Annotated in this window: 18 protein-coding genes; 3 read left to right on the top strand and 15 right to left on the bottom strand. The window is 33.9% G+C overall.

Annotation, left to right across the window (positions count from 1 at the left end; translation table 11 throughout):
- Nucleotides 1-15 precede the first annotated feature (15 nt).
- Entirely contained in the window at nt 16-1,068 is a 1,053-nt protein-coding gene (locus E0W69_RS18020; RefSeq protein WP_131331452.1) for a sugar phosphate isomerase/epimerase family protein, read from the top strand.
- A 91-nt stretch (nt 1,069-1,159) separates the two neighbouring features.
- On the top strand, nt 1,160-2,158 hold the full coding sequence (locus tag E0W69_RS18015) for a hypothetical protein (RefSeq protein WP_131331451.1): 999 nt from the start codon (nt 1,160-1,162) through the stop codon (nt 2,156-2,158).
- A gap of 76 nt (nt 2,159-2,234) precedes the next feature.
- Here the strand turns inward: E0W69_RS18015 and E0W69_RS18010 are convergent, their stop codons facing one another.
- From E0W69_RS18010 to E0W69_RS17945, 14 genes are all read right to left on the bottom strand, one after another.
- Nucleotides 2,235-2,819 carry a DUF420 domain-containing protein gene (locus E0W69_RS18010; RefSeq protein ID WP_131331450.1) on the bottom strand — a complete coding sequence of 195 codons (585 nt, stop codon included), beginning with the start codon at nt 2,817-2,819 and terminating at the stop codon, nt 2,235-2,237.
- A gap of 6 nt (nt 2,820-2,825) precedes the next feature.
- Complete coding sequence (locus E0W69_RS18005) at nt 2,826-3,653, bottom strand: SCO family protein (protein WP_131331449.1); 828 nt, start codon at nt 3,651-3,653, stop codon at nt 2,826-2,828.
- Between the two features lie 107 nt (nt 3,654-3,760).
- Nucleotides 3,761-4,189: a cytochrome C oxidase subunit IV family protein gene (locus E0W69_RS18000; RefSeq protein WP_131331448.1), complete on the bottom strand. Its 429-nt coding sequence runs from the start codon at nt 4,187-4,189 to the stop codon at nt 3,761-3,763.
- 41 nt (nt 4,190-4,230) lie between these two features.
- A complete protein-coding gene (locus E0W69_RS17995; protein ID WP_131331447.1) occupies nt 4,231-4,923 on the bottom strand; it encodes a cytochrome c oxidase subunit 3 in 693 nt (230 codons plus the stop codon).
- A 41-nt stretch (nt 4,924-4,964) separates the two neighbouring features.
- The gene (locus E0W69_RS17990) at nt 4,965-5,534 is read right to left on the bottom strand and encodes a cytochrome c oxidase subunit 3 (protein ID WP_131331446.1); all 570 of its coding nucleotides are present in this window, start codon (nt 5,532-5,534) and stop codon (nt 4,965-4,967) included.
- A 16-nt stretch (nt 5,535-5,550) separates the two neighbouring features.
- Nucleotides 5,551-6,453 carry a heme o synthase gene (cyoE, locus tag E0W69_RS17985; protein ID WP_225321308.1) on the bottom strand — a complete coding sequence of 301 codons (903 nt, stop codon included), beginning with the start codon at nt 6,451-6,453 and terminating at the stop codon, nt 5,551-5,553.
- Between the two features lie 115 nt (nt 6,454-6,568).
- Nucleotides 6,569-8,377 carry a cytochrome c oxidase subunit I gene (locus tag E0W69_RS17980; RefSeq protein WP_131331445.1) on the bottom strand — a complete coding sequence of 603 codons (1,809 nt, stop codon included), beginning with the start codon at nt 8,375-8,377 and terminating at the stop codon, nt 6,569-6,571.
- Between the two features lie 48 nt (nt 8,378-8,425).
- On the bottom strand, nt 8,426-9,502 hold the full coding sequence (locus E0W69_RS17975) for a cytochrome c oxidase subunit II (RefSeq protein ID WP_131331444.1): 1,077 nt from the start codon (nt 9,500-9,502) through the stop codon (nt 8,426-8,428).
- 91 nt (nt 9,503-9,593) lie between these two features.
- A complete protein-coding gene (locus E0W69_RS17970; protein ID WP_131331443.1) occupies nt 9,594-10,823 on the bottom strand; it encodes a quinol:cytochrome C oxidoreductase in 1,230 nt (409 codons plus the stop codon).
- Between the two features lie 42 nt (nt 10,824-10,865).
- Nucleotides 10,866-11,531, bottom strand: coding sequence for a c-type cytochrome (locus E0W69_RS17965; protein WP_131331442.1), 666 nt, complete (start codon nt 11,529-11,531; stop codon nt 10,866-10,868).
- Between the two features lie 62 nt (nt 11,532-11,593).
- A complete protein-coding gene (locus E0W69_RS17960; protein ID WP_131331441.1) occupies nt 11,594-12,190 on the bottom strand; it encodes a DUF3341 domain-containing protein in 597 nt (198 codons plus the stop codon).
- 59 nt (nt 12,191-12,249) lie between these two features.
- A complete protein-coding gene (gene nrfD, locus E0W69_RS17955; RefSeq protein ID WP_131331440.1) occupies nt 12,250-13,692 on the bottom strand; it encodes an NrfD/PsrC family molybdoenzyme membrane anchor subunit in 1,443 nt (480 codons plus the stop codon).
- A gap of 55 nt (nt 13,693-13,747) precedes the next feature.
- Nucleotides 13,748-16,876 carry a TAT-variant-translocated molybdopterin oxidoreductase gene (locus tag E0W69_RS17950; RefSeq protein ID WP_131331439.1) on the bottom strand — a complete coding sequence of 1,043 codons (3,129 nt, stop codon included), beginning with the start codon at nt 16,874-16,876 and terminating at the stop codon, nt 13,748-13,750.
- 64 nt (nt 16,877-16,940) lie between these two features.
- Nucleotides 16,941-18,203 (bottom strand): c-type cytochrome, encoded by a 1,263-nt coding sequence (locus E0W69_RS17945; protein WP_131331438.1) that lies wholly within the window; start codon nt 18,201-18,203, stop codon nt 16,941-16,943.
- Between the two features lie 253 nt (nt 18,204-18,456).
- Here E0W69_RS17945 and purN point away from each other — a divergent pair, with 253 nt between their 5' ends.
- A complete protein-coding gene (gene purN / locus E0W69_RS17940; RefSeq protein ID WP_131331437.1) occupies nt 18,457-19,029 on the top strand; it encodes a phosphoribosylglycinamide formyltransferase in 573 nt (190 codons plus the stop codon).
- Here purN and E0W69_RS17935 read toward each other — a convergent pair.
- On the bottom strand, nt 19,026-21,557 hold the full coding sequence (locus tag E0W69_RS17935) for an AsmA family protein (protein ID WP_131331436.1): 2,532 nt from the start codon (nt 21,555-21,557) through the stop codon (nt 19,026-19,028). The two genes, purN and E0W69_RS17935, sit on opposite strands and share 4 nt — an antisense overlap.
- Nucleotides 21,558-21,740 lie beyond the last annotated feature (183 nt).

Raw genomic sequence — 21,740 nt, 5'->3', positions numbered from 1 at the left:
TTAAAATATGAAATTATGCAAACTTTAAAAGGACCCGGACTTTTTTTAGCACAATATTTAGGTGATAAAGCCCCCTTCAATACCTTGGAAAATATTGCACAATGGGCTGCAAGTTTGGGATTTAAAGGCATCCAAATACCAACATCTGACCCAAATATATTTAACCTGAAATTAGCAGCAGAAAGTCCCACTTATTGTGATGAAATAAAAGGTAAATTAAATGATTTTGGAATAGAGATTACAGAATTATCAACACATTTACAAGGACAACTCATTGCAGTACATCCTGCATTTGACTTAATGTTTGATGGTTTTGCACCGAAAGAAGTTCAAAATAATAGTAAAGAAAGAACCAAATGGGCCATCAAACAATTGAAATATGCGGCGAAAGCATCCAAAAATCTTGGCTTAAATGCTCATGCTACATTTAGTGGAGCCTTAATGTGGCCATTTATCTATCCTTGGCCTCAAAGACCTCAAGGTTTATTAGAAACGGGAATGAACGAATTAGCAAAACGTTGGCTTCCGATTTTAAATGAATTTGATGATAATGGAGTAGATCTTTGTTATGAAATCCATCCTGGTGAAGACTTACATGATGGCACAAGCTATGAGCTTTTTTTGGAACATGTCAATCAACACCCACGTGCCTGCTTATTATATGATCCATCACATTTTGTGTTACAATGCTTGGATTATCTTGCCTATATCGACATTTATCATGATAGGATTAAGGCATTTCATGTAAAAGACGCAGAGTTTAATCCAAATGGAAAGCAAGGTGTTTATGGAGGTTATCAACCATGGATTGACAGGGCTGGTCGATTTAGATCATTAGGCGATGGGCAAGTAGATTTCAAATCTATTTTTAGCAAGATGGCTCAATATTCCTATAAAGGTTGGGCTGTTTTAGAATGGGAATGTTGTATAAAAGATCCAATAGTCGGAGCCACAGAGGGCGCTCAGTTTATACAAAATCATATTATACCTGTCACTTCCAAAACCTTTGATGATTTTGCGGCATCTGGAAAAAGCGAAAATTTGAATAATGTAGTACTGGGTTTGTGATTAAATGCGAATAATTGTTATCATTTGGCATAGTTTTAGTTTAGCTGTTCTATTGTTAAAATAAATGTTGTAAATTCTAAATTCACATTATATGGACAGTCAAAATAATCCATCCAATCTTTCTAACTCTCCAGTGAGTAATTCGCCAAAACCAAATGATAATCGCAAATTAATTTGGGGTATTTTAGTTGTAGCCTTGTTAGGAACATGGGGCTATTTGTTTTATGACAAATCAAAAAACGAATCGACACTTAATACCTTACAAACTCAATATTCCAATGTTGACTCTGCAAAAACAGCTATCCAAACGGAATATCAAGATGCATTGGCTCGTATGGACTCTCTTACAGGATCTAACGTGAAGCTACAAGGTGATCTTGCAGGCAAACAAAAAGAGATCGAAGATTTAAAATCTGAAATTAAAAGAGAACTTAGTAGCAAAAATGCAGACCTGTCAAAAGCTAAAAGTTTAATTGCTACACTTCGTGGCAAAATTGATAATTTACTTGCAGAAGTTGACAGATTACGTGCAGAAAATCAACAATTAGCAAGCTCTAATGAACAACTTTCAACAGAAAGAGATACGCTAACAAATAGAAATTCTAGTTTGCACAAAAATTTAGATGCTACAACTGCTGAAAAAAATCATATTGAAGATGAAGCCTCCACATTACATGCTTCTGCATTTAATATTTCAGCTATAGATCAAAAGAAAAATGGAAAAGAATCAGAAACTGCTAAAGCTAAAAAAGTAGATTTACTTCGTATTTCATTTGTACTAGATGAAAACAGAATCACTAAAAGTGGTGCGAAAGATTTGTACTTAGTTGTTACAGGTCCAGACGGTAATGTAGTAACTATTCCTTCGGAAGGTTCAGGCACTTTTACTACTAGACAAGAAGGAGATAAAACATTCACAACTAGAATTAATGTGAATTACGAACAAGGACAACGCATACCAGTGACTTATGATTGGCATCAAAACGGTAAATACCAATTCGGAACTTATACAATTGCAGTTTATAACAATGGTTACAAAATCGGAGAAGGAACAAAAACTTTGAAGAAAAGCGGTTTCTTAGGATTGTAATCTGATAAATTAGTTACATAAAAAATGCTGGTAGTAAATTACCAGCATTTTTTATTTGTATACATTGTCCTTTGTCTTAAGAGTAATAAGGATAAATCATTAAGTAAACAATCGGTCCTGTTAAAGCTACATAAAACCATAATGGCCAAGTATATTTAGCTCTTTTTTTATGCAAAACCCATTGTCCAGTCATCGCACGATAAGTTGTATATAAAATAAATGGCAAAATGACTGCTGCCAAAAATATATGCGTTCCCAAAAGTACATAATAGAAATAACGAATATTACCCACAGTTTGAATCTCTGCTGCACTTAATATTCCATCATGATTTGCATCCCCAAATCTTGCTTCTCCAGATAATAACCGATGACAGATATACGAAACTAAAAATAAAATAGACAGTACCAAAGATGTCATCATAAGCTTCTTGTGTAGCAAATATTTCTTTTTCTTTACTGCTATCAAAGCAAATACTAATAAAAGAGCAACAATACTATTAATAACGGCATCCGCTAAAGCAAATAAATGCACATTGAAGCCTAGATCAATCTTTAGCTTAACGCGTCCCAATACAACTACAACAACGAATACAATAGCAGAAAAACTTAAAATAAGAATATTCGCCTTTTTATCATTTTGTTTCCAAGTTTGTTCTAACATAAACTTTTATTTAGATTCTAAAATTTCCTTTTTACTCTTTAATTGAATACGTTTCATGATAATTAAAACAATAATAGCGGCAATGATTCCAATAATTGCCAATGTATTTGGGTCAAACGGTAATGGACTTGGATGAGCTTTGTCTTTTTCAACAATTAGAAGACCTATGTCATTAGCCATCCTAGGTAAGGCATCTATAGTATCCAAACCATTATAATATCCACGTACTTGATAATTCTTATCTATTAAGACAAAATATGCTGTATGTGCGAAATTGGGATCGATTGGCTGATCAGAAAACTTGTCAACTTTAAGTTCTTGAAAAATATAGTTATATATAGAATCCTTATTGCCAGTTAAAAACCACCAATTATCATGTATAACACCATATTGATCTGCATACTTTTTCAATTTAGCTACAGTATCTCTTTCCGGATCAATAGAAAAAGATAAAAATTGGACATTTGAAGAATCCTCTTCCATACGAGTGCCACCACCTTTCAAAAAGGACTTTTGCATCATAGACATATGTCTCGTCAAAGAAGGGCAGATAGATCCACAACTAGTAAAAAATAGATCTGCAACAATAACTTTATTTTTAATACTATATAAATCAACAGAATCTCCTAATTGATTCACTAAATGGATATTAGCCAATGTATGCCATACACTATCTTTCTTTTGCTTTCCATCTTTAACGGTCGTAGTGATAGAATCTAAAAGATAATGACGCGGCATATGAATAGCATTATCACTCAAATATTTCATCATAAAAAAACTCACAATAGGAATTCCTAATGCAAGCAAAATACCAATAAACGCTTTTTTATTCATATCCTCACCTTTTTAAATCACCGCAAATGTAAACCGCAAAATACAAAGCACAACAAAAAAACCACTGCAAATACAGTGGTTTTTATAAATACCTTAAAATAGAGTTATTATTCTTCAGTAGGACTATGATGTTCTGCCCCTTCCTCATGTTGAGGCGCTTTCATAGAATTCATTTTTAAACTATATGGATCGTAAGTTTTACGTAAATGTAAATAAGAAGCACCATCAGCTAAAAACGCAATAATAAACCATACAAAAATGGATAAAGGAATTAAGATCAATTTCTTCATTACTCCATTTTCATGTTTCAAGTGCATGAAGTATCCAGTAATATAGTAAGCTTTCCAAAGCATTAATACAATTATAATACCCTTAATAAAATGTCTTGAAAAACTACCTTCAGGCATAGGCATCATAATAAAACCTAAGATCAATTCAATAATAGTAATGACAGAAAGAAGAATTGTAATCTTTATCACCATTTTCTTACCATCCTCATGATGACCTTCTCCGTGTAAATCAACTGTAGTTTCCATATAAATATTTTTAATAATAAATTGAATCTCAATAATATAAATTACAATAAGTAAAAACAAGTAAATACAAATACCCAAACAAGATCAACAAAGTGCCAGTACAATCCAGCCTTTTCAATCATTAAGTACGATTTTCTTTTTTCAAAAACGTTACATAAAGTCATGATTAACATTATGATATTAATCAAAATACCTGTAGATACGTGGAAACCATGAAAACCTGTAATTGTAAAGAAATAATTGGTAAAATTAGGAGATGATAAAGTTCCATTAGAATTAGCAAATGGATTTTTTCCCCACCAAGCACCTTCCTCATGTAAATGATACCATTCCATCGCTTGACATCCTACGAAAGCCAAACCACCAATAATTGTATAAATAAGATTTTTAACAACAGCCTTTTTATCCATTCTTTGACCAGCTTGTACGGCTAAAACCATCGTAACAGAACTAATAATCAAAATGAAAGTCATAATACTAACGAAAACCAATGGATAATTTCCTTCAAGATGTAAACCTGGAATCGGTACAGACTTAAAAACTGTATTTGGATCAGGCCACGAAGAAGTCGCGAAACGAGTAGTACCATAAGAGATCAAAAATGCACCAAACGTTAAAGCGTCACTGATGAGGAAAAACCACATCATAACCTTACCGTACTCTACGTTCAATGGGCTGATTCCACCACCCCACCATTTAATTTTTCCTGAAGTAGAAACACTTGAAGTTGCCATGTTCTTAATAATTAAATTTAAACCACAATTATAAATCGCAATTACATAATTGCAAAGAAAATAAAAAGATATATCCAAAGAATATCCACAAAATGCCAATAGATAGATACAACCTCAACAGGTGTTGTATCATAACTTTTCACCTTTTTTCTATACGCTCTAATTGTTGTAATTACCAATGCAACAATACCACCAAACACATGTAAAAAGTGCAAACCAACAATCACACCAAGAAAAGAAGCAGAAGGATTACTACCTTCTCCAAAAATCTGAATGCCTCTAGACATCAAATCTTGGAAACCAAACCACTGTACAAATCCAAATAACAAACCTAAAAGACAAGTTAAGGTGATAAGATTTCTATATTTCAATCTAGCCCTTGCCTTAAAAGATTTTAAAGCAAGATGCATAGTTAAACTACTTAAAAGAATGATTAACGTAGAAACCCAAAATTCTTTAGGTAATTTAAATTCTAACCAACTGCTCTGCGCTCTTTTAACAACGTAAGCACTTGTCAATCCCGCAAATGTCATACAAATAGCAGCGATACCCAACCACATAGTAAATTTATGTGGATGCATTCTACCACTTTTTGAAGTACTTGCTGACATATACATACTTAAAACTTTATATAAAATGAACCTTATCTGCCAATAAAGATAAATAAACTAAAGGCAAATAAATATAACTACTAAACATTACCAGTCTTGCCGCCTTTACATTCATGTCTTTATACAAACGAACACACTGAACAATCAAGAAGAGATTTAAAACAATTACAATCCAAAAACTAATATTACCAGTTAAACCAAGGTATTTAGGTATAACACCCACTGGTAACATAACTATACTATATAAAATTGTCTGAATTGCAGTAAATTTCGTAGGACCTTTATCAGCAGGTAATAATTTGAAACCAGCTTTACTATAATCACCATGAGCAACCCAAGCAATAGCCCAAAAATGAGGAAATTGCCATAAAAACTGAATTCCAAATAAAGCCCAACCAGCGATATTAGAAACATGCCCAACCTCTGTAAATGAAAAAGGTGAGATTAAATCAGTACCTGCGACCCAACCAATAAAGCAAGGTAAAGCACCAGGAAGCGCGCCAGCTAATACAGCAATAGAACTAACCTTTTTTAAAGGTGTATAGACAAATGCATAAAAGAACAAACTAAATGCAGAAAGTATAGCAGAGGAAAGATTGAAAAATAAATACATCATCAATACCCCTATAATACCAGTAATACCAGCAAAGATATATGCTTCATTTTGTGAAACCCTACCACTAGCAACTGGACGATCTGCAGTACGCTTCATTAAAGCATCTGTGTCTTTTTCAATAGACTGATTTATAGCACTCGCACTGCCCGTAACCAACATACCTGCCACAAATAACAGTATGACCATTTTTAGATCAAATAATACATTGGGAGCCAACAAATAACATATAACGCAGGAAAAAACCACTGTAAAACTTAAGGTAAATTTCATCAAAATGATATAATCACGTACCTTAAGAGACAAACTAAAAGAATTTGACTTGACTTTTTCCAATTGCACTAAATGTTAATGTTCTTTCTAATATCCAAATCTATAAAAATCCTATCAAAGATCTTTGAAGTAACACTAGGAAAATATCCTAGTGTTCAGTTTCATCCGCTCCAATTGGAGTAACCTGTGTTGTAAATTCACGGCCATCCTTGTTATAATCATAAGGCCAACGATATACTTCAGGAATTTCTCCAGGCCAATTACCATGACCAGGTATGATAGGAGTTGTCCATTCTAATGTATTACTATGATATGGATTTTGAGATCTTACCTTTCTACCTTTAAACATAGAATAGAAGAAATTGAATATAAATAACAATTGAGCAAAGAATGTTACAATAGCTGCAATAGATATAAACTTATTCAATTCAGCAAATTGTTTGAAAGATTGCCATGTGCTATAATCATAATAACGTCTTGGCATACCTGATAAACCTTCATAATACATAGGCCAAAATATACAATAAGCTCCTATGATTGTAATCCAAAAATGAATATCACCTAAAGTATTATTCATATAGCGTCCAAACATTTTTGGATACCAATGATAAATGCCACAGAACATTCCAAAGAAACCTGCCACACCCATTACTAAGTGAAAGTGAGCAATCACAAAATAAGTATCATGTATATGTATATCAATTGCTGCATTTCCTAAGAAAATACCAGTCAAACCACCAGAAATAAATACACTCACAAAACCGATTGCGAATAACATACCAGGACGGAAAATGTTATTTCCTCTCCAAAGTGTTGTAATCCAGTTAAAGGCTTTAATCGCAGAAGGAATAGCAATCAACAACGTTAACAATACGAATATTGATCCGAGGAATGGATTTAAACCTGTTACAAACATGTGATGCGCCCATACTAAGAATGCTAATACAACAATCGCAGCCATGGATCCAATCATTGCAGTATAACCAAAGATTGGCTTACGTGCATTTACAGACATTACTTCAGATACTAGACCCATCGCTGGAAGAATTACAATGTAAACTTCAGGATGACCTAAGAACCAGAATAAATGTTGATAAAGAATAGCATTACCACCTTCATGAGAAAGAGCACCAACACCATTTACAAAAATATCAGATAAATAGAAACTAGTTCCAAAGTGTCTATCAAAAATAAGTAATACAAAACCAGCCGTTAATACAGGGAAAGATAATACACCTAAAACTGCTTGGAACATTAATCCCCAAATAGTAAGCGGCATTCTTGTCATACTCATACCTTTTGTTCTCATATTCAAGACAGTCGAAATATAATTAAGACCACCTAACAACTGAGAAACAACGAAAAGTACCATAGCTGTAGTCCAATAATCCATACCCGCTTTGGAACCTTTAGAAGCATCACCCAAAGCACTTAATGGAGGATATGCTTGCCAACCACCTGCAAAAGGTCCTGTTTCTAAAAATAATGAACATAACATAATTAACCCAGATAAAAAGAAGAACCAATAGCTCAACATATTCATCAAAGGAGAAGCCATATCTCTTGCTCCAATTTGTAAAGGAATTAAGAAATTTGCAAAAGTTCCACTTAATCCACCAGTTAATACAAAGAACAATAATACAGTTCCATGAATTGTAATCAAACTATAATAGGCATCCGCATTAATATGTCCACCTGGCGCCCATTTTTTACCTAATACCTCTTCTAATAATGGAAATGCTTGATCTGGAAATCCAAGTTGCAAACGGAAAACCAAAGACATCAAACCACCAATAATGGCCCAGAAAATACCACTTAATAAATATTGTTTAGCGATCATCTTATGATCAAAACTAAAAATATACTTTGTGATAAAAGGTTGATGGTGATGATGCTCATGAGCATGTGCATCTCCAGCTATATCAACTCCCGGATTTAATACTAATTCATTACTCATATTATAAAACCTTTAGAATCTATCCTTTGTAAAATACTTTTATTAAAACTATAATTTCGCTGTTGTTGCTGCCTTTGCAGAAGAAGAATCTGTAGCTGCAGGAGCTTCTTTTGGTTCTTTATCAGGGAACGCTGCATAATAAGCAGGTTTTTGTTTAGCTAACCATTCATCATATTCAGCTTGTGTAACCACAACAATTGTACCTTTCATAGAGTAGTGACCATTACCACATAATTGATCACATGAAACTTCATATTGAAAATCAGGATTACCAGTACGCTGAATCATTTCTTTAGTAGTATACTTAGGTGTAAACCACATTGTAGTAGGTGTACCAGGAACTGCATCCATCTTCATTCTGAACCAAGACAAACCAAAATCATGTATAACATCTCTTGAGTTAATAATAAACTTAACTGGTTTATTCTTAACAATATATACAGTAGATTGAGCAATAATATCGTCCATAGTAGCAGGATCAGCTTTTTGACCTAATGCCGCACTATCCTTCCAAATTAAACCCAAAGGATTACTATTACCTTCATCAATATCTTTAAAATATTTTTCACCAAAAACACCATCTTTACCTGGATATCTAAAAATCCAACCAAATTGTTTACCTGTAACTTCAATTTGCATAGCATCTTTAGGAGCATCTCCAGTAAATAAAGACCAACTTCTTAATCCAAATACAATCAAAATAGCAAGTACAATTGTAGGTACAGTAGTCCATACTATTTCTAGTTTACTATTGTGAGGGTAGAAATAGGAAGTATTACCTTCTTTATGTTGATATCTAAATGCAAACCAAAATAATAATATTTGGGTTACTATAAAAACAATTCCTGTGATAATAATAGTTATCCAAAGCATTGTATCTACTTGTTCACCTTCAATGCTAGAAGATCCAAGATGAAGATTTGTTTTTGGATATAAAATCTTATTGCACCAATACACTGCAATCAAACCAAAAACTAAAAAAGTAATCATCAGAAAACCATTTACCTTATTACTTTGCTTGAAGGACTTGTCTTCTCCACGAAGAATAGAAACATATTCACTCGCTTTAGAAATCTGGAATATTACCAGTAGAATCAATAAAATAACCGCAATTGACAATAACATGTAATAGAATTTATCTCTTTATAGTAAACTAAATAAAGACGCTCAAAAAATAATCAAAATTACTAAGAACCAATAATCTTTCTTTTAAAGATTAAGTATGGTGAATAATACTTTCTTTCAAGAATGGATGATATCTAGGAATTAATGGTTTCTTCTCTAAATTTTTACCAACAAAGAATATAATCATCCCTACATATAAAGCTGCTACACCAAAATCTAACCAACCTAAAGTAATCTCACTATTGCAAAGACTAGCCATAATCATTTGGTAAAAATCTAACCAGTGACCAAATATGATCAATACAGCCATGAATGTCAATACCGTGTAATTACGCTTTGCAGAACGCTTCATCAAGATTAAAATAGGACATACAAAGTTGATAACTAACATCAAGAAGAAAACACCTTTATACTCAGTTTGGATTCTTTTCTTGAAATAAATCGTTTCTTCAGGGATATTTGCATACCATAACAACATATATTGAGCAAACCAAAGGTAAGTCCAGAAAATAGAGAATGCAAACATAAATTTACCTAAATCATGTAAGTGTTCTTGGTTCGTATATTCTAAATATCCTTTATTCTTCAAGTATATAACGAAGAGAATAATTAATGCAACACCAGAAACAAAAGAAGACGCAAAAGTATACCAACTGTACATCGTACTATACCAACCAGCATCGATACTCATCATCCAGAACCATGGAGTAACAGAACCTACGGTAAGTGCAAACCATACAATGAATAACGCCGCAGCAACCGTATTTCTGAAAATATATTTTCTACCTTCTTCAAAACCAAATGGCTTTTCATCTGCTTCAGAAGATATCTTACGCATATTTTTACCTAAAATAACCCAAAGACCCAATGTCAATAAAGTCCAAACAATAAAGAATCCAGGGCTTAAAAATCCAGATTTACCTTTAACAGCTTCATGGCTATTAACAAAATCCTTATTTAACCATTCGTATATATGATAGTTGCCAGTTAAAACAAAACCAATTAAAAGTAAACCAGTTAATACAGCGAAAATTGGAACAACTGCAGAGATTGCCTCAGCAACTCTTTTAAAACTTTGCTGCCAACCGCCCATTGCTAATGTAGTAGCACAAATAAAAAACATAGCAGCATTACATACCAAAAGGAAAAATATGCTATTATACATCAGAGTACCCCAAAATTGAGTACTTAGACTTGCTTCCTTGGAAGATCCCTTAGTTACGAAACCAAGTATTACAGCAATTAAACCAACCACAATCAAACCGATAGACCACGATTTCATTTTAGAAGGTACTTCAAATTGCAATTTTAATGTAGACATATTATGATCTTTAAAAAACAAATATTATTTTAATCGACTTTCTTATTTTTTAGCGACAGCACTGCTATCTGATGTTGCGGTAGCTGCTGGTTTAGTAGCTTCAGCTTGTTTACCTTTAATATAATGGATAATATCCCAACGTTGTTTTCTTGATAATTGAGATGCATAACTACCCATCATATTAAATCCATAAGTAACAGAGTAGAACATCTGTCCATCAGGCATTGCTAAATATTTAGCTCCAGCAATAAAATCTGCTGGCTTAGCAGGAAAAGGTCCATCTCCACCTTTGTATAAAGGACCATTACCATCTAACTTAGCTCCGTGACAGATACCACAATAGATTAAGTATAATCTTTCTGTTTCTGCATGAGTCTTAGTATCTAATGCAGGCTCAGGATTTTGAAAAGCCTTTGCCACTACATAGTTTGTAGTATCTCCCGGTTTATCCTTCGGTATGTCAAAAGGCATATCCTCTCCTCTGGAAATAGTACCACTCACTGGTTGATTATTATAAAATACTTTTTCACCAGCATCATTAGGATTTTCTGTAAATACAGAAGAATCTCTTTGACCATACGTTTCATAAGCTCTGCTATAAAACATATCTGGCATATATACTCTATGAGGTTTGCGATTATTGTCGCTGCAACTTACAAGGCCAATACCTGCTAAACCTACAAATGCTATTACAGAAAATTTCTTCATCAGTAAATAATTATACTTCTATAGTGTAATAACTTAACACAATTATCTAATTATCAAAAATATTAAGCGGCGTCAACTGGAACATCTTGAATCAAATGAGGTTCATCATCAACATCATATCTACCCCACCACCATTCAGTTTCAGCTTCTTGAACATTAACCTTCATCGCTCCAGTGCTCTTTAAAAACGATTGCAAATCATCAACATTCGTTTTAGATGTACATTCAATCGGCATAACGAATAAATCATCCGTAGCTCTTAGATCAAAATGATGTTTTTTAACACCCGGAGCCATTTTACAAAGCCACATAAAAGTCATTACCATACCTACAGCAGCGAACATTACTGTAAGCTCAAATGTGATAGGGATAAATGCAGGCAAAGCAAAATGTGGTTTACCATCATAAATCTGAGGCCAATCTGAAGTTAAAATCCAAGTCATACAAGACAAAGCCGTAGTCGTACCAGTAATACCATAAATAAAACCGGCAGTATGCAAACTTGTCTCTCTCATCCCAAGTGCATGATCTAAACCATGAACAGGAAATGGAGTATAAATATCATGAATTTTATAACCAGCTTCTCTGCACTTTTTAATCGCAGGAAACAATTGATCATCATCATCATAACAAGCTACAACAAACTTCTTTTTAGACATATATTCGAGCTTTTAGCTTACCAAATTAATTTTAATATCTTATTTAAATAAATCTCTTACTAATGTGCGTATTTGTGAGCGAAATCTTCAGGTTCCAATGTTTCAACTGGTACCATTTTTTCATGGTAATTATCACCAGTAGTTTTAAGAACAGATTTGATTTCAGCTACCGCAATTGTAGGGAAGTATTTAGCAAATAAGAAGAAACATGTAAAGAATAATCCAAACGTACCTAAGTAGAACCCAAGTTCCCAAATAGATGGACTATAGTAAATTGTCCAAGAAGATGGAAGATAGTCACGATAGATAGAAGTAACGATAATTACAAAACGTTCAAACCACATACCTACGTTAATCAAGATACTCATGAAGAAGGTAATAAAGATATTTCTTCTAATTTTCTTGAACCAGAATATCTGAGGAACAATAACGTTACAACTCATCATACCCCAATAAGACCAACCATAAGGACTAAACAAGTTAACACGGCTATAGAAGAAAGCGTAACCTTCATATTTATTTTGAGAGTACCATGCCATGAACAATTCTGTTAAGTATGCACAACCAACAATTGATGCTGTCAAAACAATGACTTTATTCATCGCCTCAATATGCCCCATTGTAATATAATCTTGCAATCCTAATAAATGGCGAACCATTAAAAGAAGCGTCTGCACCATGGCAAATCCAGAGAATACCGCACCCGCTACGAAGTAAGGAGGGAAGATGGCAGTATGCCAACCAGGTATAACAGATGTTGCAAAGTCAAAAGATACAATTGTGTGTACTGAAAGTACCAATGGAGTTGACAAACCAGCTAACACTAATGAAAGAGATTCATGTCTTTGCCAGTGTTTAGTAGAACCAGTCCAACCAAATGCAGCAGCACCATATAATAATCTACGTAATTTAGTTTTAGCACGGTCTCTTACTGTTGCGAAATCAGGTAATAAACCAGAATACCAAAATAATAAAGAAACAGTAAAGTAAGTAGAGATCGCAAATACGTCCCAAAGTAATGGAGATTCAAAGTTAGGCCATAAAGAACCTCTTGTATTTGGATAAGGCATTACAAACATCGCCATCCATACACGCCCCATGTGGAAAATTGGAAACTGACCTGCACACATAACGGCGAAGATTGTCATTGCTTCAGCTGCTCTATTCACACCTGTTCTCCATCCTTGACGGAACAATAACAAGATAGCGGAGATCAATGTACCAGCATGGCCAATACCTACCCACCATACGAAGTTAGTAATATCCCAACCCCAACCAACGGTTTTATTTAGGTTCCACTGGCCAATACCATAAACTACCTCTTCATATACGCTGACTACACCAAACCCAAGTAAACATATCGCTAATACAAAACCAACATACCATAGTTTTGTAGGCTTTACTTCGATGGGGCTGATAATATCTTCGGTAATTTGATGATAAGTTTTGTTACCCTTCACCAAAGGCTCCCTGACTTCTGATTCGTATTTAAATAATGACATCGAGTTCTGTTTATTACCAATTAAATTTTATACTCAATTATATAAAGCTAATAAATTATGCTTCTTCTTCGATTGTGATTTCATCACGATTTCTAACCTTAGTTAAATAATTCACATTAGGCATAATGTGTAATTGTTCCAAGGAATAGAATAAACGAAGTGGATTTTCGTGTCTAACTTGAGAGATTGCACTTTTTGGATCATTAACATTACCAAATACGATACAATCACTAGGGCAAGATTGTTGACATGCTGTCCTAACATCCCATTCGTTGTTTTCTCCAGATTTCAAAGGACGACCTTCTCTCTTCGCTGTAAGTTTACCTTCTTGTAATCTTTGAACACAGAAAGAACATTTTTCCATTACACCACGAGAACGAACTGTTACGTCTGGATTTAGAACCATTCTTGTCAAATCATCGTTCATTTGATGAACAGCAGGATCTAATACACCAACAACTTGTTGGTCTTGGTTATCTGGGAAGCTATCAGCTCCAGTATAATCAGCCCAGTTGAAACGACGTACTTTATATGGACAGTTATTTGCACAATATCTTGTACCAATACATCTGTTATAAGCCATTTGGTTTAAACCTTCAGTACTGTGGTTCGTTGCGTTAACAGGACAAACGTTCTCACAAGGTGCATTATCACAATGTTGACACATCAACGGTTGGAATACAACTTGTGGATTTTCTAAATCACCACTATAGTAACGGTCAATTCTTAACCATTCCATATCGTGGAAACGAGCAACTTCACTCTTACCTACAACTGCTATATTGTTTTCAGCTTGACATGCTACTACACAAGCACCACAACCAGTACAGCTATTTAAATCCACACTCATAGACCAGTGAATACCTGGTTTTTCATAATATGGATAAATAGTACCTTGTTTTTCGAAATTTTCAACACCACCAAACTCTTCAAATTCATGCTCTCTATCTTCGAAAATATGTTTAGGATCTTTTTTGAAATCAGCTAAAGTCAATTCTTTCATAATTTCTACACGTTTACCCTGAGGAGTATCGTAGATATTATGCGTTTGAACAAAAGCTACTGGATATAAACTACCCGTATCAGCAAGATCAGCACTTGTCGCTTTATAAGAAACATTACCACCCACTAGAGAAGCTAAAACATAAGCATTTTTACCAACTCCAGCAGCAGTTTTTCCTAATTTTTCAGAACGTCCAAATCCAACCGCAATACCAATTGTATTTGCTTCTGTACCAGGAATTATAATTGCTGGTAAGTCAATTGATTTACCGTTAACAGTAACTTTTACAACATGTTTATCAGGATGTACTTCATAATCATCCGCACTACCATTATCATTCAAATCAATGTTGAATAATGTTTTAGCTAATGCAGGAGAAATGATCGCATAGTTATCCCAAGTTGCACGAGTAACGGGATCAGGCATTTCTTGTAACCAAGGATTACCAGCACCTTGACCTTCACCTATAGAAACTTTTTGATAAAGTTGAACTTGATATTTACCACCGTTTACAGAAGTAGAAGAAGCACTTACGGCAGCAGCAACAGCAGCGCCATTAAATGCCGCAGCAGCTAAAGGAGCAGCAGCAGGATTGATAACACCATCTTGCAATACCTTAGCCCAAGCTGGTTCACCACCTAATTTGGTAATCCAAGATTGTTTTAAGAAATCAGCATAAGAAACTGGATTTCCTGCCCATTTCAACAAGCTGTCTTGCCATTGACGAGTTTTGAACAATGGGTTGATGGTTGGTTGCGTAAAGGAAATATATCCCAATTTAGCTTCTTGATCATCCCAACTTTCCAAGAAATGGTTAGAAGGAATTTGATATTTACACAATTCAGCAGTTTCATCAATTTTTTCAGCAAATGAAACTGTCAAAGGAGTTTTCTTAACACCAGCAATAAATTGCTCTGCATTATACCAAGAATATGCAGGATTTGCTCCAATAACAAACAATGCACCAACAGATCCACTATTTAATTGTTGAACTAATTGTACAAATTCATTATCTATACCTTGGCGATTATTAATTGGTGTAGCCCAATCAATAGTAGTACCATACGCACCAACCGTTTGATTGATGGCATTTACAATTATTTGAATATTTGTATCATTGCTACCACTTACAACTAAAGATTTACCCTTTTTAGCAATAAGCGCTTTGGCAGCTTTTTGAATACCTGCTTTTAATTTTGCATCTGAAATACCACTGATTGATCCTCCAGTTACAGCTGCATAAAGAGCAGCAACAACTAAGCCTTCTTCAGATGGTTTTTGAATAAATCTTTCGTCAGCATTTGCTCCTGTCATGCTCAAAATACTTTCAAATTGAAAGTGCTTGCTCATTTTAGGATTTTTCTCATCTATTTTCTTTCCAACTGCATATTGTTTTGAAAACTCAACTGGAGTTAACCAAGTACCTAAGAAATCACTATTTAAAGAAACAATTACATCCGCATTTTCAAAATGATATGCAGGAATTGCTCTTTTACCAAAAGTTGCTTCATTAGCTAATAATAAACCAGAATAAGATACGGCATCATAAGTAACTTGGCGGCTACCTGGATATTTTGCAATAAACTGATCAATAACAGTTTTAGAAGATGGAGATGTAATAGAAGAAGTTAAGATTACAACTGGTTTGCCACCTAAAGAAACTAAATCACTTGCAACAGCTTTATCAACGGCTGCGAATGTTGATTCTTTAGAGGAAATTGTTGGGAATCTTAATCTGTTAGTATCATATAAGTCTAATACAGCCGCTTGAATTCTAGCTGATGTACCACCTTTTGTAAGAGGAGACAATTCATTACCTTCTAATTTGATAGGACGACCGTCTCTAACTTTTGCAATTACACTCGTAACGTCCCCGTCTTGAGCATAAGTAGTTGCATAATAATTTGCTTGACCAGGAACGATATCTTCTGGTTTGTTAGCAAATGGGATAGATTTATTTATTGGAGTTTCGCAACTTGCGGCAACTGCTGCTGCTGCAGTACTGAAACCTAAATATTTCAAAAAATCTCTACGGGGAGTAACTGAACTCAATAACCCCTTACTTTCGTCAAAAGGTATTTGCTGTTCCTTTTCTTTGGGAAACTCATCCTTTACAGATGCCTTAAATGCCTCTGAATCATTCTTTTCACCAAAGTTTTGCCAGTACTTTCTGTTCTCCATTTATATCGGAATTTGAAAATTTTTTAAAAATTAATTCTTCTCTTTTCTACTATTAAATCCTGTCTTAATAGTGACATTTTTGACATTCTGTACCTCCAATCATGAATACTGTAACAGAATCAATTTTGCCACTCTTTAATTCATCGTGATATTTTTCGTACATGCTATAGAAACCATTGTCTTTGAACTGAACTTTTGTAGTTCTGTGACAGTTGATACACCATCCCATTGTCAAAGGAGCAAATTGTTTTACTTCATTCATATTTTGAATTTCTCCGTGGCAAGTTTGACAAGCTACTTGTCCAACTTTTACGTGTTGAGAGTGATTGAAGTAAACGTGATCAGGTAAGTTGTGAATTCTTGTCCAAGCGATTGGTTTCGCTTTAGAAGCATCCCAATTAGTACCATCTTTGCTTGGATCGTATCCAGCGTAAGCATACAATTTTTGAATTTCAGCTGTACCGTTGATATCGTTCCCTTCTTCATCTTTCAATGGAGCTCCAGTGTATTCTTTAATTGCCTTGTGACAGTTCATACAAATATTCACAGCGGGAATAGTTGCTTGTTTGCCTTGATATACGCCTATGTGACAGTATTGGCAATTTATCTGATTTACACCTGCGTGTACCTTGTGTGAGTAGAATATCGGTTGTTTAGGCTCATAATTTTGATAATGTCCTAGACCTATCGCATTTTTAGCTAAACAATATCCAAATCCTAAGAATACAATTACTACTAAGAAAACCAAAACTGATTTCTTTCTATACCAAGGAGTTGGTGTTTGTAATTGAGGTTCACCAGCTTTCTTTTCAGCAACTCTTTTCAAGTTTGTATTAACTTGAATTAAGATTAATACTACAATAGCTAATACTACAGTAATAATACCATAAAATAAACTGTTGTCAGAACCATCACCTTGTGCACTCGCATCCGCTGCACCACCAGCACCATTATCTGCTTTAGGTTGTGGAGCCGTCTTAATGTAATCTAAGATGGCATCAATCTGTTTTGTATCCAATGTACCTTGGAAAGCTGTCATGCTTACCTTGCCATATTGGTTAAACAAATTGTTTGCATACTTGTTACCTGACTTTAATACAGCTGCACTGTTTAGAACCCAAGAGTGTATATCAGCTCTACTGGGCCAACGATCTTCGACTCCTCTTAATGCAGGACCTGTTAAAACTTTGTCTAAGGCATGACATGAAGCACAATTGGCTTGAAATAACGCCTTACCGTCTTGAGCAAATAGACTTGAACTGGATAATAACAAAACCAAACTCAGTACTACGCCGAACTTACTTATGAAATTTTTAAAATGAATCATATTCACAATTCAGTTAATGGAATGTGGAAAAATATCCCTAACGCCGCAAAAATATGACACGAAGTTGACAAAACTGCAACCTTTTTAAATTTTTTTTCACTAAATTCAGAAATTCTTTTTTGAGCAGGAAGATTTACGTTTAAAATTCTCTGTTTTGGTTTTCTTTATTGCAAATAGTCCTATATTTTTTCACAATAGTACCATTTGTCATTTTTTACTTAAAATCTAATAAATAAATATGCATTTTTGCAACATGAAATTTATCAAATTAGCCATTTTGGCAAGCGGCACAGGTAGTAATGCAGCAAATATTCTTTCTTATTTAAAAAATAGCGAATCAGTCTCTGTTGGATTAATTGCTACTAATAATTCAAATGCAGGTGTATTGGAATATGCTAAAGCATATAATGTGCCGACTTTAATTTTGGAATCTGCTCGTTTCAAGAAAGGTGACGCTTACATTCCAGAATTAGAAAAATTTGATTATTTAATTTTAGCAGGTTTCTTGTGGAAAATTCCAGCAAAATTGGTTCAAGCATTTTCTGAGCGTATTATCAATATACACCCTTCGCTTTTGCCAAAATATGGAGGGAATGGTATGTATGGCCATTTTGTACATGAAGCAGTTATTGCAAATAAAGAATCCGAAAGTGGCATTACTATTCATCTTGTGGATGAAGTATATGATAATGGCAAGCATCTTTTCCAAGCAAAATGTCTTGTTAATGAGGCAGATACCCCAGAAAGTTTAGCACAAAAGATTCATCAATTAGAACATGCCAATTTTCCTGAAGTTATTTTGGAGTATATTTTATCCCGCAATTAGTTTTGTAAAATTCCTTCTTTGGCCATTCTTTCTGAAATTTCATCTTTGCGTAATTTTTTAAAAACATCTAATTTGACGCCTATCGGGCCACCATCTTTGTTGGTGGCTCTTAAATATACGCTAGCTCCAGCTTTCTCGGGATCACCTGTCTTTTCCAAGGACTCTTGTTTACTCTTCTTTTTTATTAAAGACGCAAACGGAACTTGAATACTTAGATCCGTATTACCATTCGGACTGTAAATCCCATTGACAAATAATCTTAATACTGTGGATGCGATTTCCATTTTATTGATATAAAAATCCCCCTTGTCTACTTTTATCTTATTTGTTATTGTAGCAAATTTCACATCATTCAAATCTCTATTTTTAAATACATATTTCTGAATCGACAACAAGGGGGGAAAATTGATCAACTCTCCATTACTTAGATTAAAATTAATCCAACCTACGGTCGTTCTAGGAATAATATTACCATCATTATTGATTACTGTACTCAGATTTAAATTAGATGTAAATAATCCTTTTATATTTTTATAAGAAATATTATCAATACCAAAATTATTAAAGCCATAAAAAAGCTTTTGGATATTTACTTTATTGAAGTCTAGTACAAAATCTGCATTATTTCTTGTTGCAGAGATTGGTATAACAGTTCCATGCAAATTCATTTTTCCTTCCGCGTGATTCAAAGAAAATTGTCCTAACGTCCAGCTATTATTGGAAAATCGAATTTTACTAATCAAATTGGTCGCTTTGAAATTATTGTAAATAATATTTTCTGATCTTAGATTTAAATTGAAATCTCCCTTTTCCAATATATCATCTATATTTAAAGATGCACTACCTAATTGACTTGAATTTGTTTTGGTAGATTTGGGCCTAGATTTATTGGAGGATGAAGTTGCACTGCTGGATGTAGAACCAAATAAACTTTTAAAGTAAGCCAAGTTTAATGTTGGCGCATGTACATCACAAATTAACCAGCTCTTAACTGGATTTTTTGCATTTAAATCGCTTGCTTTCCCCTTTATATTTACATAAACTTTATTTCCATTTAGTGAAGCGGTAAGATTGTTCACAGTTAAAGCATTGCTTCCAAATATAATTGCACCATTACATTCCTCAAACTTTAATCCTTTAGGAACATATACTGCTTTGCCGTTAGATACCACTAATTTTCCGGCAAAATTTTGGATAATATCATTTACAGATTCTGCGCGCCCATCGTAGCCAATATCTAGTCTTGCATGTCCGCCCAAAAATTTTAAACTTACTAGGTTAAATTGACTATTAAGATTGGATAATTCTCCTTCCGAATGTATTTTTAAATTGATAATAGGAATACTCAAATTAACCACATGTATTTTATCACCAATCAAAGGAACGCCATTCCAACTCGCGCCAAAACCTTTAAACGATATACCTGAATTAGGATCAGTAGGTTCCTTTTTTACATCTAATTGATTATTGTAATAACCCACAAATCGTACACTATCCAAGATCACATCTGAAGGTAATTTAATCGTATTATTTGGAGCCGAGGCTCTTAAATGAATAGTAGGTGTTGATTGCTTTAATGACCCCTTTAATGTTGCCTCCACATCTATGGGACCTTCTAATTTGTATAAGGAAAGAGAATGCTGAATATTATCTGCCAAAATACTTGCACAATCTTTAAACGTCGTCTGTGAACTTTGTACAGTCAGATCTAGTTTGGATGTTGCGGAATCAGCGCTAAAATTAAATCCACCTCCAATATTAAAAATATGATGATCAATAAATACGGGTGATGACGCAAAAGTCAAATCTCCATTACGAGGATTGAAGTGCATTTCTTTCCAATTGGCAGATAAATATTTTTTTCGAAAAAAGAATCCATTTTTTGTAACAAAACCCATCCCTTGTATATAGGTATCCATATTTAAACGTATAGCATAATTGGAATCTGGCTTTGTAAACTCGCCCTTTAGTCTAATAATTTTTATTCCATAAAATTTATTGCCATGTTGATCATCTAGAACAAACTGGACATTTCTTAAATTAATCGAATTTATTGGTAGCTCTGTTTCTTTCTTATCAGAGGATTCATTTTTACTTGTAGTATCATTATTATTAAATATAGATGTATTTGTGTAACCATCTTTATTCGTTAAAAGCTGTATTTGTCCATCTTCAATATTCAGTTGATTTATTTTAGCCTTACCAAACAATAACTTTAACACATTGACATTCGTATAAAGATGTCCTATCTGAATAATTGGCTTTTGTATAATAGAATCTTTTAAAATAACATTCGTAATACCGACTTGTAATCGTGGAAAATCCCTCCAGATGCTGACACTCAAATCTCCCATCTCAAAAGTACCATGTACCTTCTTTCTTACTTCTTCCACAATTAAGTTTTTTATTTTCTCTTTATGGGAAGAAATGTACCAGCTACCAATCGAAAGTACGAGAACTATCAAAACGATAACACTACCGAATATAATACCAATACGCTTCCATATTTTAGATGCTCTTGAGGTCATGGCTATTATCTTTTATCAGAACTTAGAATAATTAAATACTGAAATTAAAGCATCTTTTTCATTTAGTAAGTAGTAACGCTATGATTTATACCAAATTATGCAAAAGAAAAAGGTCTTACCTTTTTACTGAGGGAAGACCTTCGCATTCTACACACACATTCTCATAGGCAATTCCGGTTAATC

Origin of the sequence: Rhizosphaericola mali, assembly GCF_004337365.2 — a bacterium.
GTDB classification, from domain to species: Bacteria; Bacteroidota; Bacteroidia; order Chitinophagales; family Chitinophagaceae; genus Rhizosphaericola; species Rhizosphaericola mali.
The sequence above is the reverse complement of the archived record's forward strand: the minus strand, read 5'-3'. Positions and strand labels throughout refer to the sequence as shown.